Raw genomic sequence first — 26681 nt, forward strand, 5'->3', positions numbered from 1 at the left:
GAAACACTTCATTTACGACATGAACTATTTTCAATGTGCATCTTTCTTTAAAAAAATATAAAGAGTTTGAAACCTATCTTGAACATAGATCGTATATACTAGTAAATAGAAAAAAGAGTAAGAGGCTCCAATGTCATTTCATGAATTTTGTCGAATTTTCATGTATGATGATTTTAATAGGGTCCATCGCTTAATAAATAGATTTTTATTATGCTGGAGGAGTGATTGATTTGGCGATTACATTAGAAAAAGGTCAACGTATTGATTTAACAAAAGGGAAAGCAGGGCTAACGAATATTCTTGTTGGACTTGGCTGGGACCCTGTATCACAAGGCGGCGGGTTTTTAGGAAAGCTGTTTGGCGGCGGAGGCGGCGCTGATGTTGATTGTGATGCTTCAGTGCTCATGCTGAAAAATGATAAGTTTACGGAAAATAAAGATTTGATTTATTTTGGCAACCTAAAAAGCAAATGCGGCAGTGTTGAGCATACAGGTGACAACCTGACTGGTGAAGGAGACGGAGATGATGAACAAGTCCTCGTCAACTTGAGCAAGGTGCCGGGTAATGTGAATAAATTGGTGTTTGTCGTGAACATTTATGATGCCCTTAGAAGAAACCAACACTTTGGTATGATTCAAAATGCTTACATTCGCATCGTTGATCGTTCAAACAATCAAGAATTAGTGAAATATAATTTAAAAGATGACTATGCAGGAAAAACATCGTTAATCGTCGGAGAACTTTACCGTCAAGAGAATGAGTGGAAGTTTGCGGCTCTTGGAAATGGTACAAATGATGCGAAGCTTGCCGATATTACGAGAAACTACATTTAAACAGAAGGGAGAGGTTCCTAGTGGGAATTTCTTTAGCGAAAGGTCAAAAAATTGATTTAACAAAAACGAATCCGGGTTTAACAAAAGTAGTCGTTGGTCTTGGCTGGGACGTCAATAAGTATGACGGCGGACATGACTTTGATCTAGACGCAAGTGTATTCCTTTTAGATGCAGCAGGTAAAGCAAGCTCTCCATCTGACTTTGTCTTTTACAACCAAACAACTGGCGGAGGCGGCAGTGTCGTACATACAGGCGATAACCGCACTGGTGAAGGGGACGGAGATGACGAGCAGGTAAATGTTGACCTTGCAGCTGTACCAGCAAGTATTGAGAAGATTTCATTTGTCATTACAATTCATGATGCAGAAGCGCGCAGTCAAAACTTCGGACAAGTGTCTAACGCATATGTACGTATTTTAAATGCGGCTTCGAATGAAGAACTCATTCGCTACGATTTGGCAGAGGATTTCTCAATTGAGACAGCCATTATTGTAGGTGAATTATACCGTCATGGCGGGGAATGGAAATTCTCAGCTGTCGGATCAGGCTATCAAGGCGGTCTTGCACGCATTGCAACGGACTTCGGCTTAGATATCGGATAACGATAGCTTCCTATTTTCAAAGACAGGAGAGATACGAATATGGCGATTCAGCTTTCAAAAGGACAACGTGTCGATTTAACTAAAACCAACCCAGGGCTGACGAAAGTGATGATCGGTCTTGGCTGGGATACGAATAAATATTCTGGCGGAGCCGAATTTGATTTGGACGCTTCGGCTTTCTTGGTGGATGCAAACAATCGTTGTCAGCAAGATACAGATTTTGTGTTCTATAATAACCTTCAGCATCCGAGCGGCAGTGTCACTCATACAGGTGATAACCGGACGGGTGAAGGAGATGGAGATGACGAGCAAATTCTCGTTGATTTCTCGAAAATTCCTGCTAACATTGATCGTATCGGAATTACAGTTACGATCCATGATGCAGAGACGCGCAGCCAAAATTTTGGACAAGTCTCTAATGCATTTGTTCGTGTTGTAAATGAAGAGGGCGGGGAAGAATTGATTCGCTTCGATTTAGGCGAAGACTTCTCAATTGAAACAGCTGTTGTGGTATGTGAATTGTACCGACACGGAAGTGATTGGAAGTTTAACGCGATCGGAAGCGGATTCTCTGGCGGACTTGCAGCTCTTTGTCAAAATTATGGGTTAGAAGTGTAAATAAGAGAAACAAATCAATTCAAGAGGTGCTGTCAAAAACTCATATGAGGGCCTTTTCCAAAGTGAGAAAGAAACAGCGATCAAGAATAGCAGCAGGCGAAAGCCTGCTGATGCTTCTACACTTATAGGAGGAAAACCAGTTGGACATTTTGAAACATATGTTGGATACATATGCCTCGTTTTTTGATTGGCATATGTGGGCAGAGGTGTTAACAGACCCTGTCTCTTGGGGGCTTATTGGGACGCTTGTCGTGCTTGAAGGATTGTTATCAGCAGATAACGCACTTGTATTAGCTGTGATGGTGAAACATTTACCGGAAAAGCAGCGTAAAAAGGCATTAACCTACGGATTAATTGGCGCTTATTTCTTCCGTTTTCTATTCATTGGCGTAGGGATGCTGCTTATTAAATTCTGGTGGATTAAGGTTCTTGGAGCTGCTTACTTAGCATGGCTTGTCATTAAGCACTTCTGGTTAGGTGATGGCGATGATGAAGCGAAGGAATTGAAAAAAGAAGGCTGGTTGATTCGGGTATTTGGTATATTCTGGGCAACCGTTATCTCTGTAGAAATTATGGACCTTGCCTTCTCGGTTGATAGTATTCTTGCAGCATTCGCTGTATCTGAGGAAGTATGGATTCTTCTATTAGGCGGAATGCTTGGAATTCTCATGATGCGTACAGTGGCACAGTTGTTCCTTGTTCTTATTGACCGTATCCCAGAGCTCGAGAATACAGCGTTTATTCTTATCGGGATCATTGCGATCAAAATGGGCTTGAGTGCTGCTCACATTGAAATCCCGCATCTTGTATTCTTTGCAATTATTATCCTAGCATTTATCGGAACGTTTATTGTTCATAAAATCAATAAGAAGAAACATCAAGGTGTAACAAACGAAGCTGCGGCTTCAAAAGAAGAATAGGACGATCAAAAAGGAATGGAGTTGATTAGCGGCTCCATCCTTTTTTGAATCATCAAGTCATTTGTTCGATTTTCTCTCAACAACAGGAGGTGGCACAGCATGCGGTATTTTCAGTTTTTATCAGAGGCGAGGCAGCACGATATTTTTTTCAAACGGCCGGGGACGATGCATTTGATGACGCCAAGGCACGTACTTGCGCATGCATTAGGTGCTACTTTGTATATGCCTGCAACAAGACAGGATATAGCAGACATGCTGCTGTCGCAGAAATATGAAGCGCTTTGCTCTGTTGTATTTTGTTTAGAGGATGCCATCGGTGATCAAGAAGTGGAAATGGCTGAGCAGAATCTAGTGGTACAACTCGCCAAACTGTCGGACAAATTGACGCATACGCCTGAAACGGCTGAACAATTGCCGCTTTTATTTATTCGGGTTCGTTCACCGAAGCAGCTGCTCAAAATGGCAGATTTGCTTGGTTCATCTCTTCATTTATTGACGGGTTTTGTATTTCCAAAGTGTTCTATTCATAATGCGAAGGATTATTTGGACAGCTTGAAACAGGTTTCAGCACAAACGAAGACAAAGCTGTACGGTATGCCCATTTTGGAAACACCCGATTTATTAGAAAAAGATACAAGATATACGGTGCTGTCAGAGTTAAAGCAGATCATGCTGAATGATGAAGAATATATTTTGAATATTCGTATTGGGGCAACGGATCTTTGCGGCTTATATGGCATTCGCCGTGACCGTGACACCACCATCTATGAAATCAGATTGATTGCTGATTTGATCACAGATATGATCAATTATTTTGGCCGTTCCTTTGTTGTATCAGGTGCAGTATGGGAGCATTTTGGCCCTGCACGAAAGGAACAAAAACCATTCATCCGTGCGCTTTCTAAGGGCGGTGAGCTGTCCTTATCTGAATTCGATGACGTACAAGGTCTACTCAAGGAGACAAGACTCGATGTAGCCAATGGCATACATGGGAAAACAGTGATCCATCCAACACATCTCAAGCCAGTGCAAAGCATGTACGTTGTGACAAAGGAAGAGTACATGGATGCATTAAGTATTTTAGAACATGCTGACGGCACAGTTGGCGTAATGAAGAGTGCCTTCTCTAATAAGATGAATGAAACGAAGCCCCATTACAGGTGGGCAGAGCAGATATTAATTAAGTCAGACATTTACGGGGTGTTTCATGAAAATAGAAGCTATATCGACATACTCACAGAATCAGAAGCGACATACGCTGAACATCTTGGAACATATGGAGGTTGAGCTTGACCTCAAAGAAGGTGCGCTCCAGCTGGAGAAAGAGCATCTTTTTGAGATGGCAGCAAGGGTGAACAAAAAAAGAGCCTTTTTATTCGTTAGTAAGGTGCTTGGAAAGCATATTCCTGTTCATCCAGTGAAACCGCTCCTTGTCTCGGGTCTTTTAGCGATGGCATATGCCAAAGAGCAAACGGGACAGACGCCTCCGTACAAAGATTTTCTTGTAGAGGCACTCAAGACGGATGATCACGCGGCGTTAACGGCAGCCTATGAAACACTCAAAAAAGAAAAGCTAGCAGCTGGCAATGAGCCTGTCGTCATCGGCTTTGCGGAAACCGCAACAGCCCTTGGACATGGTGTGTATGATGTGCTAGAAGGCGCATCTTACATTCATACGACACGTGAACAGCTGCTGGGTCTTGACCCGTCATTGGTATTTGAAGAAGAACATTCGCATGCAACAGATCAGCTTTGTTATGCAGATGAAGCATTACTTCGCACAGACCGCCCCATCGTGTTAGTAGATGATGAAGTTACGACAGGCCGTACAAATATCAATATCATTCGTGACCTTCATGCAAAGTACCCGCGGCATTCTTATACCATTCTTTCCATTTTGGACTGGCGGACGGAGGAGCATGAGAAAGCCATGTGCCAGCTTGAAGAGGAGCTCGGAATTCACATCACATCATTGTCTTTATTAAAAGGGCAGATGGTCTTTCGAGGCAAAACGCTCGATGAGCCAGCTTATTCGTATGAGATTGCGGAGCAAGAGAAGCGGCCAAGTCTCTCTTTTCATTCTCTTCAATCTTTCTTTAAGCAAGTGCCGTATTCACTTTCTCATGCAGCAAATTCGGCTGGTCATTCGCCATATATACATGAAACGGGCCGTTTTGGTTTAAACGCAGCAGATACGGAAGTGCTTGACCAAGCAGCTGCTGAAGCGGGATTGAAGCTGCGGCAGGAACGCAAAGGGAAGCAAACACTTTGCTTAGGGACAGGTGAGCTGATGTATGTACCGATGAGACTGTCTGCACATATGGGTGAAGGCGTTCGCTTTCATTCAACAACGAGAAGTCCAATTCACCCAGTCGAAAAGGATGGATACGCTGTCCAAAATGGGTTTACCTTTATGAATCCAGAAGATGCCCGAATTCAGCACTACGTGTACAACATTCCAAAAGGTGAATATGATGATGTATTTCTCTTTTTTGAGAAAAAGGTCTCTCAGGAGGCATTGCTTCCGCTTATTCATTTATTTGCCGAGCGGCATGTGAAGCATGTGCATATTGTGACTTTATCAGACGAGGTGAAGGTGAATGGCTAACGTGTATACAAAGATGGGAAGCTATCCAGAGCAGGATGTAACCTTCTTACTCAAAGATTTATCCTCTATTGAGATGGAGAAAAGTACAGAAGAGCGGGAGCGTTCAATTCAGAGTGGTGCGCATTATTCGGAAATGCTGCCAATTGAATATAAACCAACTGAATCTTATATGACTTTATTCTATCAATCTCTTGAAGAAAGTAAGGAAAAGGTAGCCGAAGCAGTAGCTGTTGTAGCAGAACAGATTGTGAAAAAGCGAGGCTACAAAACCGTGCTTTGCAGCTTGGCGCGTGCAGGAACACCGATCGGGGTGCTGATCAAACGATATATTCGAAAGACATATGGTATCGATCTGCCTCATTACAGCATCTCTATTATTCGCGACCGCGGAATAGACGAGAATGCACTGCATTATATGCTGAAAGAACATCCAGGTTTTGAAATTGCTTTTATCGATGGATGGACTGGAAAAGGTGCGATTTCGAAAGAGCTCGAAAAAGCTGTGATTGATTTTGAAAAAAAATATGGCGTGCGTCTTTCGAGTGAGCTGGCTGTGCTGGCTGACCCTGGCTATTGTACACATGTATATGGAACGAGAGAGGACTTTCTCATTCCAAGTGCCTGCCTGAATTCGACGGTATCAGGGCTTGTCAGTCGTACGGTACTAAACAACCGCTGGATCAATGCCGATGATTTCCATGGGGCAAAGTATTATAAAGAGCTGCTTGATGAGGATGTGTCCAATCTGTATGTGGATACGATTGAAGATGCATTTTCCAGCCTCGGACCAAATGTACGAGAGAAAGCAGAAACCATACTTACGGAAGGGACGCCGGCAGATTGGCGCGGAATGGCATCCATTGAAGCAATCGGTCAGGAGTTTCAAATTAAAAATACCCATTTGATTAAGCCGGGTGTTGGTGAGACGACCCGCGTGCTGCTTAGAAGAATCCCGTGGAAAATCTTAATTCAGCCTGGATCTCAGGAAAAGCTGAAGCATATCTTGCTTTTGGCAGAGGACAGAGGTGTTCCTGTCATTGAATATGCCAATATGTCCTACACGTGCTGCGGGTTAATTCGCCCGCTGGAGCAAACGTCATGAAGACATATGCATTTGCCAGTGATTTAGACCGAACGCTGATTTACTCACATCGAGTGCTTGACCAGTATACGTATCAAGGAGAGTATGATTTAGTTGAGGTGCTGGACGAACGGCCGCTTTCCTATATGTCTGTTGAAACGAAAAAATCCTTGCAGACGATTCATCAATCAGGCTGGTTCATTCCAGTGACGACAAGAACGACTGCACAGTATGAACGGATCACCTTCTTTCAACAAGAGCTTCAACCGGAGTATGCTGTCACAACAAACGGGGGCTGTATTCTTCACCATGGCAAGCCGCTTGAGGATTGGCAGGCCATTGTTGATGAGAGACTTAGGGAGTGTATGCCAGTCAGAGAGATGCTGAGGGCGATCTCCGAACTTCCGGTTGCGGCTTGGGTGAAGCGTACCCGTACAGCAGAGGGAAGATTTCTTTATTTGATTATGAAAGATGAGTATTTATCTCACATACCGCTTGCTGAATTGAAGCTGTGGGGTGAGGAGAGAGGCTGGCAGGTTTCTCTTCAGGGACGGAAGCTTTATTTTATTCCACAGCCGCTTAATAAGTGGGATGCTGTTGCTTTTATAAAGGATAGGCTGCAGCTTGAATACGTCTATGGTGCGGGTGATTCCCTGTTAGATGTGGGGCTCATTCGTCAATCAGATAAGGGCTTTGCCCCAAGGCATGGAGAAGTTCTCGACTTTGACCCAGAACTTGAGCCGACAGCAGCATCTGGCATGGCCGCAGCGGATGAAATCACCGCTTCTGTCATCGAGCAGATGGCGAAGGCAAAAAAGCCTTCGATTCGATAGCAGAAGTAGAAGGCTGAATGATATGATAGTAGTAGCTTTCTAGAAAATATAGGAGAAAGGAAGGAGCGGCGTGAGTTATAAAGAAATCAATGTCACCCAAACACGGGCGGAGCAGGAAGCCTGGAAAAACGTGCTGAAAAAGCCGCTCCCTGAAAGAGACGGTTATGTAAAGGACGAGCATACGTTGTCCTTGCCGCGTCTCGCCGCCCGGGTCCTTGGAACTCCGCATGATGCAACCGATTATTTTATTTATTTACATGAATTATACGAAACAGAAGGCATGCATATTTTAAGTGAAACGCTCAATCGTCATATTGAGCCAGAGCATTTTCAAGCGTTGCAGCGAATTCATTTGATTAACCAAGAAGAAAAGGGATTGTCCGTGAATCGCTTTGTGGCTTTTTTAGATGGTGAACAGCTGATTGTACGCCATCCAAACCCTGTGATGAACCGGCATATCCGTCTTTCATTGATCAAGGTGTTTGAGCATTTCAAGCAGCTGCATGAGGGTGGATTTCAGCATCCTGATTTCCGCCGGGTCTTGCTGGATGTCGTGAAGTTTTCAAATAACCATCTAGGTTCATGGCTGAAGGAAGTCAATATAGAAGAAAAAATGCCGGCTGTCATTTGGTATGGAGAGGCGAATAAAAGTCAGCTTTATTTTCTTTACTATGTCATGCTGATTGGCTGTGATGTTGTGCTATTTCATCCAGAAGGCGAGGATTCGTTCCGCGAATTAGATCCAGAAGAAAAGCTGACTTTTATTGATCAGTACCCGGGGACTTCAAAGCTTGAGCCGTTCCCTACTGAAAAGCCTGAGAGGAAATCAACGGTGGCGTACCGATCGACAAGAGAGCTTGAAGAGGTACTTCACACGGAAGATTCAATGCTGTATAAGCCATGGCAATTCAGAGATCATACTCCTCATTCCATTACGCTGAAGACAACGTATGATGAGCTGTTTTTAATTGCAAAGGAACGATCCTTTATCCGCCCGAACTTTAAAGCAGATCGGGACACGATACAGATTCCGAATCTCTTTGCGAAAATGATGGGTGTCACACGAGACAAGCGTGAATACTGGGATCGCATTCACACGTTAATGGAGGGGAAAGAGACGAAGACCATTCGCCATTTTCCTTTTACAAAAGAAGTGACTTCGAATTATCAATTTCATTATCAGCATGCACTTTCTGCTACTGGAGAGATTGATCCTGAATTATTAATGAAAAGCAATGTGTGGCAGTTTTCTCATCTATATGAGGGCGCGCAGCGTGCGATAGCAGAAGCGGTATCTCGAATCTGTCAGCATCCGAAGCTATTAAAAGAAGGCAATGAAACTGAATTAGATGTCCGCATTTATTTATTCAAGCAGGTTCTGCATTTGAGCCAGGATCTCATTGAACTGATTCAAACCTTTGATTATGCACAAACCGTACCGAAAGTGATTTTATACCATACGGAATATAATGGTGAGCTGACTCGTTCTGATGCGGCCGCCCTGATTTTCCTAAATGAAATGGGTGTGGATCTCTTCGTATATCATCCTGCGGGATATCAGTGTATCGAACGGTATATCGATGACCAATTATTTGATACCCATTGGCTTGATGAGATGGTCATGAACCAGGAGTTTAAAGAGCCGTCCATCGTTAGAAAGTTATTTCAATCCATTAAAAACCGATAAGGAGATCAAAGCTTATGACAAATACAAACGGAAATGACATCATTTCAATTGATAAAGAGGAAATCACGATTGAGAAGGCAGACGATATTCGCGTTCAGCTTCGAAACGAACCAGAAGTGCAAAATATTGCGAGACAGATCGATGCGAAAAATCAGCTTGAGCTTCTTGAATACGGAAAACAGCCAGCTGTTGAAATCTCTAAGTTCTCTGATCGTATTCTTTCAATGATGCGTTCAACGAGTGTCACTGACTCAGGAACAATGCTGACGCAGCTTGGTAAGATTATGGATCGCTTTGATAAAAATGATTTTGACGAACCGAAGGGTGGTTTGTTGTCAAAAATCTTTAAACGCGGCGGCAGCATGATTGAAAAGATTTTTAGTAAATATCAAACGCTCGGTGCTGAGATTGAAAAAATTAATGTAGAAATTAGTAAATATAAAGATGAAATGACCAAATCGACTGTGACGCTTGAAGAAATGTATGAGCATAACATTCAATACTACATGGAGCTTGAAAAGTATGTCGTAGCCGGTCAAATGAAAATTGAAGAATTAAAGCAATTGGTTCCTTCATATGAAGAAAAAGCAGCTAGTGGAAACCAGCTGGCACAAATGGAGCTTGATACGCTTCGTAATGGGATTCAAGCGCTTGAAGAGCGTGTATATGACCTTGATATGGCAAGAATGGTCGCGCTTCAAACGGCACCGCAAATCCGTTTACTTCAGCGTGGGAATACAAAATTAATCGGTAAAATCAACTCTGCCTTCATTATCACCATTCCAATCTTCAAAAATGGGATCATTCAAGCTGTGACAGCGAAGAGACAAAAGCTTGTCGCTGATTCCATGAGTGAGCTGGATAGAAGAACAAATGAAATGCTGAAACGAAATGCTGAAAACATTTCAAGTCAAAGTGTGGAGATTGCCAAATTATCCGGCCGTCCAAGCATCGACATTGAAACGATCGAATCTTCCTTTAATACAATTGTACAAGGGATGAAAGAGACAAAACAGATCGAAGAAGAGAACAAACGATTACGTGAAGATGGAACAAAACGTATGCTTGAGCTTCAAGATAATATTAAGCGGGCTGCCCTAGAGTCCTAAAAAAACAAGCTGTCTGTAACTAAAGTTGCAGGCAGTTTTTTTATGAATTTAAATAAAATTTGAGAAAAAAGGTTTTTATGTGACTATTTTCGGGTAAATCATGTTCAGGGGAATGGTTCGCCCATGATTCAAAAAAACTGCTATGACGAGGATTCGACTTATTTTTTAGCACAATTAGGAATTTCCAGTAAAATATTGTCTGGTGAGAGGAAATACCCCGTAAAATATGTAGTTTATGAAGCATTCTATAGGATTTACGAGTAATACGGCGTATAAACTCTAATGACCAGACCTCTATATGGAATTCATACATATTGTGGGGAAATAAGCGAATTCTAAAGATTGTTCGCATCATAACGCTTATGTTACGGTTATAAAGATGCTAATTTGGAGGGAAAATATGAATTCTGAAGAGAGAAATATCAAAATCAAGATAAATAATGTATCTAAAATTTTCGGTAAAAATGCTAAAAAAGCATCTCAAATGCTTGAAAACGGGAAAACAAAAAGAGAGATCCTAAAAGAGACCGGCGCAACAGTTGGTGTCAATCGAGCAAATTTTGATGTTTATGACGGCGAGATATTTGTCATCATGGGGCTATCAGGGAGCGGAAAGTCCACACTTGTGCGGATGCTAAACAGGTTAATCGAACCAACCTCCGGTGAAATTTATATTGATGGGGATATGATAACAAATATGTCAAAGGATCAATTGCGTGAAGTCAGACGGAAAAAGATCAGCATGGTTTTCCAAAACTTCGCATTGTTCCCGCACCGTACAATTCTTGAGAACACAGAGTATGGTCTTGAATTGCAAGGTGTAGATAAAGAAGAGCGCAGACCAAAAGCGCTTGAATCTTTAAAGCTTGTTGGACTTGAAGGCTTTGAAGAGCAATACCCAAATCAATTAAGTGGTGGGATGCAACAGCGTGTTGGATTGGCACGTGCGTTAGCAAATGACCCTGACATTTTATTAATGGATGAAGCATTCAGCGCACTAGACCCATTAATTCGTAAAGATATGCAGGATGAATTGCTTGAGCTTCATACATCTGTAGGAAAAACGATCATTTTCATTACCCATGATTTAGATGAGGCGCTTCGTATTGGCGACCGCATTGTGCTCATGAAGGACGGAAATATCGTTCAAATCGGAACACCAGAAGAAATTCTAATGAACCCATCGAATGAATATGTTGAACGCTTCGTTGAAGATGTTGACCTTTCTAAAGTATTAACCGCTGGTCATATTATGAAACGTGCAGAAACAGTTCAGATTGATAAAGGGGCACGTGTTGCGCTTACGCTCATGAAAAACCTAGGGATTTCGTCTATCTATGCGGTAGATAAGAAAAAGCATTTATTAGGTGTTATTTCTGCTCAAGCAGCGAAAAAAGCAGCAGAAACGGGAGCGTCGCTTGAAACGGTTCTCGATAAAGAATTTACGACAGTGTTGGAATCTACGTATTTGACAGAGATCTTTGATGCGGTGTCTGATGCGAACATTCCGATTGCCGTTGTCGATGAGAAAAACAGAATGAAGGGCATTGTGGTCCGAGGCGCATTGATTGGTGCATTATCAGGAAATGATGAGTATATCAACATGTCTTCTAACAAGCTAGAGGAAATTAAAGCACAAGAGCCTTCTGCACAGGAGGTAGAATAAGATGTTTAGTATGAGTGATTTACCTAGAATTCCGTTTGCGGAATATATCGATCAATTTGTTGACTGGTTAACATTAACGTTTGGTGGTTTCTTTGATGGCATCACAAATGGATTAGCAGGAACAGTAAATGGGATTGTGGCTGCACTTGGCGTCATTCCATCCATTATTTTAACCCTTATTTTTGCCGGCATTGCTTGGTGGATCAGTACAAGAGGAGTTGCTCTTTTCACACTTATTGGATTTTTACTGATCGACTATTTAGGCTACTGGCATCCAATGCTTCAAACACTTGCGCTCGTTTTGACCGCTGTGGTCATTTCTATTGTGATCGGGGTTCCGATCGGTATTTGGGCATCACAGAAGGAAACTGTGCGTAAAATTGTGACACCTATTTTAGATTTAATGCAGACAATGCCTGCATTCGTTTATCTATTACCAGCGATCTTCTTCTTTAATATTGGGGTTGTTCCTGGGGTTGTGGCATCGGTTATCTTCTCCATGCCGCCAACCATCCGTATGACCATTCTCGGTATTAAACAAGTACCAGCTGATTTAATTGAAGCAACAGAAGCATTTGGTTCAACGACATTCCAGCGTTTATTCAAAGTTCAGCTTCCACTTGCAACAAAAACCATCTTAGCTGGTATTAACCAAAGTATCATGCTGGCTCTATCAATGGTCGTGATTGCAGCAATGGTAGGTGCACCAGGACTTGGTTCAGAAGTATATAGTGCGGTAACCCAGCTGAAAACAGGTATTGGTTTTGAAGCAGGTATTGCCATTGTTATTGTGGCGATTACACTTGACCGTATTACACAAAACATTAAAACGAAAAAAACCAGGGGGAATGCTTAATGTGGAAAAAGTCTCTCTACATTGGGATGACCGCCCTGCTTGTCTTTTTACTAGCTGCTTGCGGCGCACAAACAGATTCAAATGCGAGTGCAGCACAGCAGGTGAATAAAACCATTATCGGAATCGATCCAGGTTCAGGGATTATGGCACTGACAGATCAAGCGAAAAAGGATTACGGCTTAGAGGATTGGACGGTTGTGTCTGCATCAAGTGCAGCTATGACGGCAACACTCAAAAAATCTTACGACCGTAAAAAGCCAATCATCATCACTGGCTGGAATCCACACTGGATGTTTTCCCGCTATGATTTAAAATATCTAGATGATCCAAAAAAATCTTACGGTGAAGCGGAAGAAATTCATACGATTTCACGTAAAGGCTTTGCAAAGGATCAGCCGGAAGCAGCCAAAATGCTTAGTCAGTTTAAATGGTCTCAAGATGACATGGGCGAAGTCATGATTGATATTCAAGATGGTGTGAAACCAAAGGATGCTGCCATAAAATATGTGAAAAAACATAAAGACCAAGTAGCGAAATGGACAAAAGGCGTGAAAAAGTCGAATGGTGGAAAAGTCAATCTTGCCTACGTTGCCTGGGATAGTGAGATTGCAAGTACCAATGTTGCGGCAGAAGTATTGCGTGAACTCGGGTTTAATGTGACTTTGACTCAGGTTGAAGCAGGTCCAATGTGGACAGCAATTGCAACCGGAAGTGCGGATGCATCATTATCCGCTTGGCTGCCAAATACGCATAAAACGTATGCAGCGAAGTTTAAAGGAAAATATGATGACCTTGGTACAAGTATGAAAGGCCTTCGAATGGGGCTAGTTGTTCCGAAATATATGAAGAACGTAAACTCCATTGAAGATTTGAAAAAATAGTCAATGATGTAATGGTTCCCTTATAATAGAAGGGAGCATGTGGAAAAAGCAGTCTGCTCAAAAAGCGGCTGCTTTTTTCTTATATAGAAGGATGGAGTTGTCGTCGATGATGGATAGGTCAATCATGATTTTTCTGCATGGTGGAGGAGTAAGCAGCTGGATGTGGCAGGAGCAGGTTGAAATATTTAAGGACACGTATGAATGCTTTGCCCCTGATCTCATTGGACATGGGACAAGAGCAAAAGAACAGATATTTTCAATGAATGAAAGCGCCCAAGAAGTCATCTCATGGATCAAGGAAAACGCGAATGGCCGTCAAGTGATTCTGATTGGATTTTCTTTAGGTGCACAGATTGCCGTTGATGTGTTATCAAGAGAGCCAGATATCGTAGACATCGCTGTCATCAATAGCGCCCTCGTGATGCCTCTGCCATGGCTCCATTTCATGGTGAGACCGCTCTTGCCACTGACGTATCCATTATTAAAGAAAGATTGGTTTATCCAGCTCCAAGCCGAAAAGATGGGGCTCCCGCAACATGTACTGCCTCATTATGCGGCGGAATCGAAACATCTGCAGAAGAAAACCCTTCTTACGATGTTTCAAGAAAACCTCCATTACAGGCTCCCAGACACGTTTCAGCAAGCAAAGGCACGCATTCTTGTCACAGTGGGAGAAAAAGAAAAAGGCATTATGACACGGTCAGCAAAAAAAATAACAAATTCACATCCAAAGGCAGCAGGCGTCATCGTTCCCGGTATTGGACATACATTTACTTTTGAGAAAAAAGAACTTTTCACAGAAATGATCAAAAGCTTTATAGAGGCACGTGCATTACCAGTGGAATTAAAGGAAATCCATTAGCCGCGTCAATCAATAAGTGAAGATAAGCATAAAAGAGGCGGTGGTCTCTTAGAATCTGTATGATATAGGTATAAAACGCTTTCAGTTTCTGTGCCATAGAAGGAGGAGCTATGAGTAAAAACTATATCATATTCGGTGCAAGTCAAGGATTAGGAGATGCTTTTGTAAAGGGTCTTCCTTCAAGTGGAGATACAGTTTGGATTGTGTCGCGAAGTGAACCAAGCAGTTTGAGCATAGATGACGGTGTACATAGAATTTGGCTGAAAATCGACTTATCAAGCCAAACACATATCCCTTATATGCTCGAAGCACTGGAGAACAAGGCGATTGATGTACTTATTTATAACGTCGGTTTATGGGAAAAACGAGGCTTTGAAGACGATTATTCCTTTGATCACGATCAGCCAGAGGATATTGCGCACTTAATTAATGTGAATGTCACCTCAACCATTACGTACATCCAGGCACTGCTTCCGCACGTAAGGAAATCGGAGAATGGGAAAATCATCGTGATTGGCTCAACGGCTGGACTCGATCATACAAACCTGCCGCAAGTCTCGTTTGTTGCATCTAAATTTGGCCTGCGCGGAATTGTGAATGCGCTGAGAGAGCATGTGAGAAAAGATAAAATATCTGTTACCTGTATCAATCCAGGAGAGCTGGCGGCAGAGGTTCCGTATGAAGAGGGAGCCGAAAAGGCCATTACTCTATATGATGAAACGAGAATCCCTGTTCAGGATATTGTGGAGCTTGCTAGATGTGTGATTCACTTATCAAGGGTATCTTGTGTGAAAGAAATCAACGTTCCAGCCATGGCAGATTTGAATGCATAATATAAAGCGACCACCCGTCCTGAAGAGAAGGCGGGTGGCTTTTTCATTTTATGATGAATGCTGCTGGAGCGTTTGATAGACAGCTTCAGTCAAAATCTCAATGCCGGTAAAGATTGCAGAGCGGTCGAAGGTCATGTACGGATGATGAAGACCTGGCTTTAAATCACAGCCTAAACCGAGCATCGTAGATTTGATATGCGGCAGCTTTGCTGCATAAAAGTGAAAGTCTTCTCCACCTGTTGTGACGATTGGGGGATCAAGCTGCTCTTGGCCTAAAACCTGTTCAATCGCATGAGACATGATCTGGACAGCTTCCTCATTTAACGTAGCGGCAGGCAGACGATGGTCTGTTGAAAGTGTAATGGAAGCACCAAAGGCATCCGCTACAGAATGAACTGCTCTTTCAATTTCTTTTTCTAGCTCATCCATTACTTCGTTTGTTTGCGCCCTTACATCTAATGTAAATGAAGCTTTGCCTGGGATGATGTTTGAGCTGCCCCCGCCAGCATGTAAATTGGTCATTTTCACAGAATGGGCGACTCGTGGATCGACATGGATATGCGCGAGTCTCTGCACGAGGGTTGAAGCCACTTCTATTACGTTGATGCCAAGGTGTGGACGTGCACCGTGCGCTTCCTCTCCAGTAATTGTGCCAACATAATGATTACTTGATCCGTGCAAAATAGCAGGAGCGCAGCGTCCGTTTAATGTTTCTTGAATTGGGCGCACATGTACGCCATATAAGTAATCGACATCTGCCAGCACACCTTTTTCAATCATTTTCAGCGCACCGCCGCCTCTTTCCTCGGCAGGCTGAAAAATGAAACGGATCGTGCCGTTTGGGCGTTCTTTTTCCTTTAATGCCATAAAGGTACCAAGAGCCATTGTCATGTGTGCATCGTGGCCACATGAATGATTGGCTTGAAATTCTCCATCTACTTCCTGCCAAAGTGCATCAATATCGGCTCTCACAGCGACCACTGGTGCGCCTTCTCCAATTTCACCGATCACCCCTGTACAGTCGTCAAATGTTTGAGTTTTGCAGCCTAATTTTTTCAATATACCTTCAATATAAGCAGTCGTTTCTGTTTCTTCCCAGCTGATTTCTGGGTGGGCATGCAAGTGTTCGAAGATGTCTGTCACGGTTTGTTTCATTTCGTTTGTCAAAGTTGTCATGAAGAGCCTCCTTGCTGACAGATAATCTGCCAAAACATTATTTTAGTGAAATAATATTGATCTTAAATATCAACAGTGTTTATAATATAACACATCATTTGATTATTCTGAAAATTAAGTGAAATTCCGATCGGGACAAAGGGGTTTTGGCACATGAAAACTGCGACAGTATCAGCACCAGAGAAACAGAAACGAAAACTTCAAATGCCGGATGCGTATGTTCTCTTATTTATGATTGCACTGATTTGTACGATAGCAACGTATTTTGTACCAGCGGGTGAGTTTGACCGAAAGACATCTGGGGAGATCACAACGGCCGTTCCTGGCAGTTATCACCGCATTGATCAATCCCCAGTGAGTCCAGTGGGCTTTTTCACTGCGATACAAGAAGGAATGGTAGGGTCCGCTTCTATTATTTTTCTGATTCTATTTACAGGCGGAACCATTGCCATTTTGGAGAAGACAGGTGCTATTAACGGGATGATTCACCATGTCATCAGCCGGTTTCAAACGAAGCAATTATTGTTTATTTGTATTGTTGGGGGATTATTTTCAGTCCTTGGAACGACCGGAATTGTCGTGAACTCTGTTATTGGGTTTATTCCGATTGGCATCATTGTGGCACGATCCTTGAAATGGGATGCTGTAGCAGGAGCGGCTGTCATATACATCGGCTGTTATGCAGGGTTTAATGCAACGATTTTATCTCCATCTCCATTAGGTTTATCACAAACGATCGCAGAGCTGCCGATCTTTTCTGGCATTGGCCTGCGTGTCATCATTTATCTTTGTTTCCTTATTTCTAGTATTGTGTACATCTATTTATATACAAGACGTCTGAAGAATAAAGACAAGGGAAGCATTCTTGGCGATCAATGGTTTCCTGCTAAGGGGCTTGGCGGAGCCGATGCGGAATCTGTGGACAAGCCTGCATTCACTGGCAGACATAAGCTGATTTTAGCGGTGTGCGGATTGTCACTTGGAGGGTTCTTATATGGCGCACTTCAGCTTGGCTGGACCGATAAGGAAATGGCCGGTGTGTTCATTTTTATGGCAATTGTAGCTGGACTGCTTGGAGGATTAGCGGCCAATGATATTGCAAAAACGTTTATTGTAGGCTGTCAAAGCCTTGTATACGGCGCACTTATTGTTGGGATGGCACGCTGTATTTCGGTCATTTTAGAAAATGGGAAGCTGCTTGATACAGTGGTCAACGGCTTGGCGAGTATGCTGACAGGCTTTAGTCCAATTGCTGGTGCGATCGGGATGTATATTGCGAGTGCGCTTCTTCACTTTTTGATTTCATCAGGATCAGGAGAAGCCGTTGTCTTTATTCCGATTCTTGCGCCGCTCGCTGATTTAATGGGCATCACAAGACAGGTAGCTGTAGAAGCGGTAATGCTTGGTGAAGGAGTGGTCAACTGTATCAATCCGACTTCTGGTGTGTTGATGGCTGTGCTTGCTGCAAGTGGTATTCCTTATGTAAAGTGGCTGCGTTTTATGGTGCCGCTTGCCCTCATTTGGTTTGTCATTGGTCTTGTATTTATTTGTATTGGGGTCATGATCAACTGGGGCCCTTATTAAACATGTATGAAGCTGCCGAAGAGCGTTTGGCAGCTTTTTTCTTGTGGAAATATGTATGGAACCAGCGCTTTGAAAGCACAATAAATGTGTTCACAAATTCGCTACATATTTTTTTTGAGCAACCCCCTTGCAAAAGTTTGTGAAGTATTGCACAATAAGAATGTGAAATAATTCACATAATAAAAACAGCCGAGTTTTACTCAGGAGGATGAGATAAATGACAAACGAAAAAGTAAACAAAGTAGCCCTTATTGGAGCAGGTTTCGTCGGCAGCAGTTATGCCTTTACATTAATAAATCAAGCGATCACAGATGAATTGGTTGTTATCGATTTGAATCAAGACAAAGCAATGGGTGACGTGATGGATTTAAACCACGGAAAAGCATTTGCCCCGCATCCTGTGAATACTTGGTATGGAGATTATGAGGATTGTAAGGATGCAGACATTGTATGTATCTGTGCTGGTGCAAACCAAAAGCCAGGTGAAACGAGACTTGACCTTGTTGAGAAAAATTTAAATATATTTAAAGGCATTGTAGACAATGTGATGAAAAGCGGATTCGATGGTATTTTCTTAGTTGCTACGAACCCAGTTGATATTTTGACATATGCGACTTGGAAATTCAGTGGACTTCCAAAAGAACGAGTGATTGGCAGTGGTACGACGCTTGATACGGCAAGATTTAGATACATGCTCAGTGAGTATTTTGAAGCAGCGGCACACAATGTGCATGCGTACATCATTGGCGAACATGGGGATACTGAGCTTGCTGTTTGGAGTCATGCGAATATCGGAAGTGTACCAATTACAGAATTAATGAAGAGAAATGATCAATACAAACAAGAAGACTTAGATGAAATCATGGAAAATGTCCGTCATGCCGCTTACCAAATCATTGAGAAAAAAGGCGCTACTTACTACGGCGTAGCAATGAGTTTAGCCCGCATTACAAGAGCGATCCTGCACAATGAAAACAGCATTTTAACGGTCAGCACTTACTTGGATGGTGAGTACGGAGCAGAAGATGTCTACATTGGTGTACCAGCCCTTGTGAATCGAAATGGCGCAACAGAAGTAATGGAGCTTGCACTAAACGACACGGAGAAAGAAAAATTTGCACACAGTGTGAATGTGTTAAAAGAGATTTTGGCTCCTCATTTTTAATCAATCAAAAGCAACCTATCTGAGCAGAAAAGGATGAATCACTATGTGGCAGCAAATATATGATCCGTTTGGTAATGAATTCGTCAGTGCATTGGTGGCAATGCTCCCAATCTTGTTTTTCCTACTTGCATTAACCGTCTTTAAGTTAAAAGGTGTTTTAGCCGCTTGTTTTACCTTAATCGTCAGTTTTGTAACAGCTGTTTTCTTCTTCCATATGCCAGTTGAAAAGGCATTATCTGCTGTGCTGCTCGGTATATCTAATGGGCTGTGGCCGATTGGATATATCGTGATCATGGCGGTATGGCTCTATAAAATTGCAGTGAAATCTGGTAAGTTCGATGTCATTCGTTCTAGTATTGCAGGAATCTCTCAGGATCAACGTCTTCAGCTCTTATTAATAGGTTTTAGCTTTAACGCATTTTTAGAAGGTGCTGCTGGGTTTGGTGTACCGATTGCGATCAGTGCCGCTCTCTTAACAGAGCTTGGGTTTAAACCGCTGAAAGCTGCGATGCTCTGCTTAATTGCCAATGCTGCGTCTGGTGCATTTGGTGCTGTGGGAATTCCAGTGATTACAGGGGCGCAAATGGGCAATATGACGCCGCTTGCGTTATCTCAAACCCTTGTATATACGATTCCGTTTATTTCATTCTGTATTCCGTTCCTACTCATTCTGATTGTAGATGGATTCAAAGGAATCAAAGAAACTCTGCCAGCCTTGCTTGTTGTGAGTGGAACCTATACCATTTTGCAAGCTGTTACAATGGTGACGATGGGTCCTGAGCTTGCCAATATTATTTCTGCCTTAGCAAGTATGGGTATTTTGGCTTTATTTCTTCGGAAATGGCAGCCAAAACACATTTATCGAGAAGAAGGAGCGCCAGATATTGAACAGAAACAAACGTATCGCGGCGTTGAAATACTGAAAGCATGGTCTCCGTTCTATATTTTAACTGCGGTTATTACGGTATGGAGTCTGCCAGCATTTAAAGCATTGTTTGCTGTAGGAGGACCGCTTAACTGGACGACCATTTTAGTGAAAATGCCATTTTTACATCAGCAAATTGTGAAATTACCACCAATTGCACAAACGGAAACACCTATTGATGCGATCTTTAAAATTGATGTCATCAGTGCAACGGGTACTGCCATTCTGATTGCGGTGATGCTGACAGGGCTGTTTAGCAGACATATTACGTTAACAGAAGGCGCTGCCTGCTTAAAAGCAGCGGTGAAAGAGCTTTGGCTCCCCGTTCTTACCATTTGTTTTGTCATGGGCTTTGCCAACCTGGCGAACTTTGCTGGACTAAGTTCTGCGATTGGACTTGCTCTTGCCAAAACAGGCGATTTGTTCCCACTTGTCAGCCCGGTGCTTGGCTGGATCGGTGTGTTTATTACTGGATCTGTCGTGAGTAACAACGCCTTATTCGGTAACCTTCAAGCGGTCACTGCTTCTCAAATCGGCTCACAGGCAGGTTTGTTGATTGGGGCGAACACGACCGGTGGTGTGATGGCGAAATTAATTTCTCCACAATCTATCGCTATCGCTACAGCAGCTGTTGGAGAAACAGGGAAAGAATCTGAGCTCTTCAAAAAGACCGTGAAGTACAGCTTCATTCTGCTCGGCATTGTATGTATATGGACATTCATTCTTGCTCAATTTTTATAGGTTGATAGATTAAAAAAGACTGAGAGAGATCTCAGTCTTTTTTCTTTATGTAGATTCTCTTGTCACGAGCCGGGTAGGCAGCTGGATATGTTCGCGCTGTAATGGTTTTTGGTCTTGCAGAAGCGAGATCATTTGCTGTACTGACCGCTGGCCAAGCTCTACGATCGGTATGTCAATCGTGGTGATCGTTGGAGCTGTCACTTCGCATATGTCTTGGTTGTCATAGCCGATGACCGCTAGATCCTCGGGGATTTGATAGCCATATGAAATGGCCTGTTTAATGAGCCCTGCTGCAACTTGATCATTGCCGGTGAAAATGGCATCAGGCGCATCCGTCATATGATGAATGACCTCCATTAAGCGAAAGCCGTCTTCAATGGTAAAAGCCTCTCCAAACAGCCAATCATCTTGCAGCGGCAAACCGTGAGCAGAGAGTGCATCAAGATAGCCCTGTTTTCTTTGTTTCTGCGCTTCACTGCTTTCTGTATCAAAGCAAAACCCAATCGATTTTCGCCCCGACCGAATCAAGTAGTCCACCGCTTTATAGGCAGCTTCCCGTTCATCGTATCCAATAATCGGGATGTTTGCTGTTTGATGATATTCATTTGCCATGACGATGGGGCCGTTCGTTAAAAATGGCTCAATTTTCTCCCACGTATTTTCTAACGCCCCCAATATAACCCCATCTACTTCTCTTCTTTTTAATAATTGAAGTCCTTCAAGCTCTAATGCCTCTTGATAAAACGTCTGAAGCACGATGGCTTTATATCCTTGATCAAGGGCTTCTTTTGAAATGCCTTTAATCAATTGTGCAAAAAAAGGATGGTCCACAGCTGGGACAGACACAGCAATGGTTTTTGTCTGATGTGACCTTAGTGTGCGGGCTGCTGAACTCGGTGTATATTCCATTTCTTTCATCACCTGTAAGATGAGCTGCCGCTTTTCTTCTGACACATATGGGTGATGGTTTAGCACTCTGGAAACGGTGGTGGTTGAAACCCCGCAGCGTTTGGCAATTTCATAAATTGTACACATATTAACAAATCCTTTACACAAAGTTATTGTTCTGAAATCGATAACATCATTTACAATGTGAAACAAGTTAAATATTAACAAAAGGAATTGATTAATTGGAGGGAATGGAATGCAAATATTGACGAAGATATCAGGTAAAAGCAAGGATTATCTTCCTTTGCTGGATATGATCAATCAAGGTGTTCAAGTAAAAGCCGATTCAGTTGAAAAGCATCTAGCAAATGAAAAGCTGGTGACGTTCCTTGAGCAAGATATAGAACGCACAGGTTTGGAAAAAATTCTCTTCCATTATAAACAAAATAAGGAAAAAAAGATACCGTTTCTGCCGGTTGATAAACTGATTTCAGAGGATGAAATCGATGATATTATGCTGGTGTTGAAGGAAGTATTGAGCTCTGGCCGTTTTACTTCAGGGCCATATATTCCGACCTTTGAAAAGGCGATTGCTGAGTACTTAGGGAAAAAATATGTCATAGCCACGTCAAGTGGAACAGATGCCTTGATGATCAGTCTCATATCAGCAGGCGTCCAACCAGGAGACGAGGTGATTTTGCCAGCCAACAGCTTTGCTGCAACAGAAAATGCAGTGCTTGCCATTGGGGCTGTTCCGGTATATGCCGATATCGATCCAGAAACCTACTGCCTCGCACCGAGTGAAATAGAGAAGCATATCACAGATAAAACGGTTTGCATCCTACCGGTTCATTTATATGGAAAGCAAGCGGATATGAAGGCTATTTCGGCGATTGCGAAACAGCATGGTTTGAAAATCATTGAAGATGGCTGTCAAGCGATTGGCAGCAGCGGCCTTGGTGCTTATGGAGATGGACTTGTTCTCAGCTTTAATCCATACAAAAACCTTGGGGTCTGCGGAAAGGCAGGCGCCATCGCTACAAACGATGAGGCCTTAGCGGAAAAATGCATGGAGATCAGCTATCACGGCTTTGAAGCTGGAAAGAAAAATGTCAAACGCAGTGACTACGGCTTTAATTCCAAAATTGATAATTTGCAGGCAGCGATCGGACTGGAACGAATGAAGTATTTAGGACTGCAAAACTTTAAACGTTTTTACTTAGCCAAGCGATATATTGACCAGCTGCAAACGCTTGAGGATGAAGGATACATGAAGCTTCCGAAGCTGACGGATGACCATGTATGGCATCTATTCCCGATTAGAGTACTGAAGGGAGAGCGAGATGAACTGGCAGCGAAATTGCTGGAAATGGGCATAGAGACGGATGTCTATTACCCGATCCTATCGCATCAGCATCAAACAAATCTTGTTTCTCAAAAGTATAGACAAACAACACTACCGCACACGGAAAAGGCAGCGCAGCAATTACTTCACTTGCCGCTTTACCCAGGAATGCCGCTGCAAGATCAGGAGAAGGTCATCGAGGGGGTTCATCATGTTATCAAGTCTTCCATTCAATAAAAAACTACTGAATCAGCCGAAGAATCCGCAGTGGATCGTCTTCTGTGATTTTGATGAAACGTATTATTCTCACGAAATGACAGAGGAGCAGAGAGAGGATGTCAAGCGGCTGGAAGCCTTTGTAGCAGAAAAGAGTGAAGCGGGACAGCTTTTGCTGGGCTGGGTGACGGGAAGCAGCCTCGATTCTGTCACGAGCAAAATGGAAAAAGGCGGGTTTCATCAATTCCCGCATTTCATTGCGTCGAACTTAGGGACTGAGATTGTATATACGTCGGATGTTCATTTTGGACAGCCAGATGCAGAGTGGATGAAGCGGCTGGATGCACAGGGCTTTTCAGATGAAAAAATCGAAGACATCCTGGAAACAGTCCGAGAAAAGGGCATTTCCCTTAGACCGCAAACGCAGCTGGGCAGCTCAGGGTATAAAAAGAATTTCTATTATCAAGAGCAGGATGAACGGACGGATCTTCATCATCTATCATTTATCCAAACACTGGCTAAAGAGCGGGGTGTGGCGGTCAACATCAACAAATGCAACCCGCTTGCAGGAGATCCTGCGGATTGCTATGATGTCGATTTTTTACCAGTAGGAACAGGGAAGGATGAAATTGTCCGCTTTATGCTGAACCAATATGATCTATCGAAAGATCAAGGCTTTGCGTTTGGTGATAGTGGGAACGATTTGCGGATGCTTCAATCCGTCACGCACGGTTTCCTTGTCCAAAATGCGACAGGCGAAGCCAAACGGCACCATCACCAAATTTGTCATCATGGGTATGCAAAAGGAATCTATGAAACTCTGAAAACAGTGATGTATAAACATGAGGAGGCACATTCATGAAGAAAATTGGAATTGTTGGAGCAGGGAATATTGCAAAAGCACATGCAAGAGCATTATCAACGATCAAAGGTGCAGAATTATCCGGTGTCTATGATTTGCATGAGTCGGTCGCACAGGGATTCATTAAACAGTACGGCGGACGTGTGTATTCAAGTATCGAGACACTTGCAGATGCATCTGATGGGTTGATCATTGCTTCTCCTAATTTTTGTCATAAGGACCATGCCCTTCAGTCGCTAAGAGCAGGACAGCCGATTTTATGTGAAAAACCGATGGCTGTGTCGCTGAAGGAAGCGAAGGAAATGGTGGAGACAGCCAAACAGTTCCAAGTTCAAGCCAGTATGGGCTTTAACTATCGTTATTTATCCTTTGTGAATATATTGAAGAACTTGATTGCCAACGGTGAATTAGGCCGTATTTTGACCGTCAGAACTCATTTTAAGAAAAACAGTGCCCTCAGAAGAAAGACATTTTCATGGAGAGACAGCGGCGAAAGTCTGCGTACGAGCGGTGCGCTAGGAGATCTTGGCATTCATTTGATTGATATGCTGTGGTACTTATTTGGCAGTGAAATGAAGAAAGAATCACTTAACACCAAGATGCTGACACGTGTAAAGGAAAAAGAAGAGAAAAAGGTACAAGTGGATGATCATACCGAAATTTTCGGGCAGATGGAGAATCAAGTGTTCTTTCATTTGGTGACATCCAAAAGTACGCAGCCTGAGGAATGTGGATTTAGTGTAGAAGTCGTTGGTCATGACAAGGTATTCAAATACCATACGAACATGAAAAACGAATATGAGATCAGTGATGGATTGTGTGTGGAGCGTCATCAAATGCCGCAAACCTTGCTGACAGATCCGCCGAATGAATTTTACGGATGGTCCGATACATTCCGCGATCAGCTGATGCATTGGGTGAATACTGATCCATACCCAACTCATATGAAGGTCGCTGATTTTGAAGATGGTTATCGCGCGCAGGCTGCGCTCAATACATGCTTTGAGAGGGAAGAGGCAGTTGTCTCTGCTCAGGCATATTAAAGAGGTGGAGCGGAGGATGTCATGACTCCGCTCCTTTTTAGAGGAAGTGAAAAGATGAAAAAGGTATTTTATTTTGGCTGTGTCTTTTATTTTTTTATTGGGACCATTCATGTGTTCTTTGGCAGCTTAACGCCTTATTTGCTGTCGAGTTATGATAAGGGTCCTGGGGAATTATCATCTTTAATTTTTTTTCAGTTTATTGGTTTTTTGACAGGTGTTCTGCTATCCCCCATTCTAGTGAGAAAAAGAGGCTATGGCGCTGTGCTGACGATGGGTCTTTTGCTGATGATTGGCTCACTTCTGCTGGGGCTGTTGGTGCCGGGCTGGACGACGCTTGTGCTGGCAGGTTTTTTTCTTGGGAGTGGCGCAGGCAGTCTTGAGACAACAGCCGGTGCGTATGTCATTTCAATGGCTAATAGTGCAAAGCGAATCAGTATCATGGAGGTCTTTTTTGGATTAGGTGCACTGTTATTTCCGCTAGTGATTTTGCTGACTGTCACAGATCAGACATGGCAGTATGTGTTTTTATTTCAGGTGGGTGCGCTGACATTTTTCCTCATGCTATGGCTTGTTTTTATGAACAAACTGCCTCATGGACAGATGGATGCTCCTTCCACAGGAGGGATGAGGAAACCGTCCTTGCTTCTTGATCGAAATAATCGAATGATCGTGGTCATTATGATTTGTTTTGCCTTTTTCTATGCAGGGATTGAAACGAACTTTGCGAACTTTTTGCCGTCGATCATGCTGGAAAAGGGGGGAGAAAATTGGGGCCTCTTTGCGGTCTCTACTTTCTGGACAGCGATCGTCATTGGCAGGACTGTGATTGCGAGAAAAGCTGATCAGCTGCACCCGCTGCGTTTTTTAAAGCTAAGCGCATCACTGATGATTTTGCTGCTTGTGATATTCGCTCTGACAACCCACATTACTGCGCAGCTGATTCTCATCTTTTTCATCGGCCTTTGCGCAGCTGGCATGTTCCCAATCGCACTGACAGCATCAGCGCTAATGATTGAAAATGCCATCGATGAGGCGACGAGTTATTTTATTGCAGCCGCGAGCTTAGGCGGAGCCTGCTTGTCCTTTTTGATTGGATTTAGTCTGGAATGGGCAGGAGCGGCAAGTGCCGTCTTTGTATTTGCTTTCTTAGCTGTACTTCTGTTTACAGCTGCGATTCAAATGAATCGTTCTAAGAAAAAAGAAACGGTACACGCGCAGCAGACGGAACTGAAAGCAGATCGCTAAGCGAATGACCCAGCGGCTGGTCCCCCTGAAATGATGACAAAGGACTTGTACTAAAACGCAGAAAGTTTGAATAACATGTACAAGTCAGCATCAAAAGGAGGA

Annotated in this window: 24 protein-coding genes; 22 read left to right on the forward strand and 2 right to left on the reverse strand. The window is 43.0% G+C overall.

The window, feature by feature from the left end:
• Positions 1-230: 230 nt before the first annotated feature.
• From QR42_RS01610 to QR42_RS01680, 15 genes are all read left to right on the forward strand, one after another.
• A complete protein-coding gene (locus QR42_RS01610; RefSeq protein ID WP_039176264.1) occupies positions 231-833 on the forward strand; it encodes a TerD family protein in 603 nt (200 codons plus the stop codon).
• Between the two features lie 20 nt (positions 834-853).
• A complete protein-coding gene (locus tag QR42_RS01615; RefSeq protein WP_039176267.1) occupies positions 854-1435 on the forward strand; it encodes a TerD family protein in 582 nt (193 codons plus the stop codon).
• Between the two features lie 39 nt (positions 1436-1474).
• Positions 1475-2053, forward strand: a complete 579-nt coding sequence (locus QR42_RS01620; protein WP_034664245.1) for a TerD family protein — start codon at positions 1475-1477, stop codon at positions 2051-2053.
• Positions 2054-2193: 140 nt separating this feature from the next.
• Positions 2194-2973, forward strand: a complete 780-nt coding sequence (locus QR42_RS01625; protein ID WP_039176272.1) for a TerC family protein — start codon at positions 2194-2196, stop codon at positions 2971-2973.
• 99 nt (positions 2974-3072) lie between these two features.
• Complete coding sequence (locus tag QR42_RS01630) at positions 3073-4260, forward strand: HpcH/HpaI aldolase/citrate lyase family protein (protein WP_039176275.1); 1188 nt, start codon at positions 3073-3075, stop codon at positions 4258-4260.
• On the forward strand, positions 4250-5581 hold the full coding sequence (locus QR42_RS01635) for a phosphoribosyltransferase family protein (protein WP_039176279.1): 1332 nt from the start codon (positions 4250-4252) through the stop codon (positions 5579-5581). Before QR42_RS01630 ends, QR42_RS01635 begins: the two co-directional genes overlap by 11 nt.
• Positions 5574-6683, forward strand: a complete 1110-nt coding sequence (locus QR42_RS01640; protein WP_039176282.1) for a cysteine protease StiP family protein — start codon at positions 5574-5576, stop codon at positions 6681-6683. The genes QR42_RS01635 and QR42_RS01640 overlap by 8 nt, the downstream gene beginning before the upstream one ends.
• Complete coding sequence (locus QR42_RS01645) at positions 6680-7495, forward strand: HAD family hydrolase (RefSeq protein ID WP_039176284.1); 816 nt, start codon at positions 6680-6682, stop codon at positions 7493-7495. The genes QR42_RS01640 and QR42_RS01645 overlap by 4 nt, the downstream gene beginning before the upstream one ends.
• 70 nt (positions 7496-7565) lie before the next feature.
• Positions 7566-9182: a YceG family protein gene (locus QR42_RS01650; protein ID WP_039176287.1), complete on the forward strand. Its 1617-nt coding sequence runs from the start codon at positions 7566-7568 to the stop codon at positions 9180-9182.
• Positions 9183-9196: 14 nt separating this feature from the next.
• Positions 9197-10291 carry a toxic anion resistance protein gene (locus tag QR42_RS01655; RefSeq protein ID WP_034283225.1) on the forward strand — a complete coding sequence of 365 codons (1095 nt, stop codon included), beginning with the start codon at positions 9197-9199 and terminating at the stop codon, positions 10289-10291.
• 400 nt (positions 10292-10691) lie between these two features.
• Positions 10692-11957: a glycine/proline betaine ABC transporter ATP-binding protein OpuAA gene (opuAA, locus tag QR42_RS01660; protein ID WP_039176292.1), complete on the forward strand. Its 1266-nt coding sequence runs from the start codon at positions 10692-10694 to the stop codon at positions 11955-11957.
• A gap of 10 nt (positions 11958-11967) precedes the next feature.
• Complete coding sequence (gene opuAB, locus QR42_RS01665) at positions 11968-12813, forward strand: glycine/proline betaine ABC transporter permease subunit OpuAB (RefSeq protein WP_039182966.1); 846 nt, start codon at positions 11968-11970, stop codon at positions 12811-12813.
• Positions 12813-13694, forward strand: a complete 882-nt coding sequence (locus tag QR42_RS01670) for a glycine betaine ABC transporter substrate-binding protein (RefSeq protein ID WP_039176296.1) — start codon at positions 12813-12815, stop codon at positions 13692-13694. Before opuAB ends, QR42_RS01670 begins: the two co-directional genes overlap by 1 nt.
• A 106-nt stretch (positions 13695-13800) precedes the next feature.
• Positions 13801-14556 (forward strand): alpha/beta fold hydrolase, encoded by a 756-nt coding sequence (locus tag QR42_RS01675; RefSeq protein ID WP_235354784.1) that lies wholly within the window; start codon positions 13801-13803, stop codon positions 14554-14556.
• A 110-nt stretch (positions 14557-14666) separates the two neighbouring features.
• Positions 14667-15389: an SDR family NAD(P)-dependent oxidoreductase gene (locus QR42_RS01680; RefSeq protein WP_039176299.1), complete on the forward strand. Its 723-nt coding sequence runs from the start codon at positions 14667-14669 to the stop codon at positions 15387-15389.
• A 48-nt stretch (positions 15390-15437) separates the two neighbouring features.
• Here QR42_RS01680 and QR42_RS01685 read toward each other — a convergent pair whose 3' ends face one another.
• Positions 15438-16565 carry a M20 peptidase aminoacylase family protein gene (locus QR42_RS01685; protein WP_039176301.1) on the reverse strand — a complete coding sequence of 376 codons (1128 nt, stop codon included), beginning with the start codon at positions 16563-16565 and terminating at the stop codon, positions 15438-15440.
• A 153-nt stretch (positions 16566-16718) separates the two neighbouring features.
• Between QR42_RS01685 and QR42_RS01690 the strand changes: the two genes are divergently transcribed.
• The 3 genes from QR42_RS01690 to QR42_RS01700 all read left to right on the forward strand — a co-directional run bounded on the left by QR42_RS01690 (position 16719) and on the right by QR42_RS01700 (position 20980).
• Complete coding sequence (locus QR42_RS01690; RefSeq protein WP_039176304.1) at positions 16719-18149, forward strand: YfcC family protein; 1431 nt, start codon at positions 16719-16721, stop codon at positions 18147-18149.
• 217 nt (positions 18150-18366) lie between these two features.
• Positions 18367-19314 carry an L-lactate dehydrogenase gene (locus QR42_RS01695; RefSeq protein WP_039176305.1) on the forward strand — a complete coding sequence of 316 codons (948 nt, stop codon included), beginning with the start codon at positions 18367-18369 and terminating at the stop codon, positions 19312-19314.
• A 43-nt stretch (positions 19315-19357) separates the two neighbouring features.
• The gene (locus tag QR42_RS01700) at positions 19358-20980 is read left to right on the forward strand and encodes an L-lactate permease (protein WP_039176308.1); all 1623 of its coding nucleotides are present in this window, start codon (positions 19358-19360) and stop codon (positions 20978-20980) included.
• Positions 20981-21025: 45 nt separating this feature from the next.
• On the opposite strand, the gene QR42_RS01705 is transcribed toward QR42_RS01700, so the two are convergent.
• Positions 21026-22015, reverse strand: a complete 990-nt coding sequence (locus tag QR42_RS01705; RefSeq protein WP_039176311.1) for a LacI family DNA-binding transcriptional regulator — start codon at positions 22013-22015, stop codon at positions 21026-21028.
• Between the two features lie 109 nt (positions 22016-22124).
• Here QR42_RS01705 and QR42_RS01710 point away from each other — a divergent pair, with 109 nt between their 5' ends.
• Genes QR42_RS01710 through QR42_RS01725 form a run of 4 tightly spaced genes read left to right on the forward strand, consistent with a single transcriptional unit; the run spans position 22125 to position 26579 of the window.
• Entirely contained in the window at positions 22125-23450 is a 1326-nt protein-coding gene (locus tag QR42_RS01710; protein WP_039176314.1) for a DegT/DnrJ/EryC1/StrS family aminotransferase, read from the forward strand.
• Positions 23425-24291, forward strand: coding sequence for an HAD-IIB family hydrolase (locus QR42_RS01715; RefSeq protein ID WP_039176316.1), 867 nt, complete (start codon positions 23425-23427; stop codon positions 24289-24291). The genes QR42_RS01710 and QR42_RS01715 overlap by 26 nt, the downstream gene beginning before the upstream one ends.
• A complete protein-coding gene (locus tag QR42_RS01720) occupies positions 24288-25334 on the forward strand; it encodes a Gfo/Idh/MocA family protein (RefSeq protein WP_039176319.1) in 1047 nt (348 codons plus the stop codon). The genes QR42_RS01715 and QR42_RS01720 overlap by 4 nt, the downstream gene beginning before the upstream one ends.
• 54 nt (positions 25335-25388) lie before the next feature.
• A complete protein-coding gene (locus QR42_RS01725) occupies positions 25389-26579 on the forward strand; it encodes an MFS transporter (protein WP_039176322.1) in 1191 nt (396 codons plus the stop codon).
• Positions 26580-26681 lie beyond the last annotated feature (102 nt).

Source organism: Bacillus sp. WP8 (genome assembly GCF_000800825.1).
GTDB classification, from domain to species: Bacteria; Bacillota; Bacilli; order Bacillales; family Bacillaceae; genus Bacillus; species Bacillus safensis.